Below are 445 nucleotides of genomic sequence, written 5' to 3' on the forward strand. Positions count from 1 at the left end.
AAATATTATGATAGGATATTTTCATCATTCCGCTTTGTTTTTAAAAATAATAATGTAAAAAGAGACAATATTGAGAAAATAATATTTTATGTAAATTGGGATAAAATAAGACCATATCTATCAGGAAATGAGGGAACAGGATTCCATTTAGGCACTGTTCCTTTGGATTGTGATTATTTTAAATATAAAGGGTATAAAAGAATAATTGGAAAATATAGTAATTAAAAAGATATTAAGTTAAAAGGAAACTAATATGACAAACAAAGAGATAATTAATAAACTAAAAGAAAATGCAGAACTTGCTTGGGCTAGTTATGGATACTTTCATTTATCAAATAAAGATTAAAAGCCTGAAGGTTGGTGGAATAAAGATAAAGAAAGATTAGATGAGTTTAGAAGGAAATACAAGATATAAATCTAATAATAGAAAAGATAAAAAATAATT

At 24.0% G+C, this 445-nt stretch carries 1 pseudogene; it reads left to right on the forward strand.

Going from position 1 to position 445, the window contains the following annotated elements:
- Nucleotides 1–225, forward strand: a pseudogene (locus tag CQA44_RS12950) (hypothetical protein); the annotation flags it as partial.
- Nucleotides 226–445 lie beyond the last annotated feature (220 nt).

This window comes from Helicobacter sp. MIT 14-3879, from assembly GCF_003364125.1.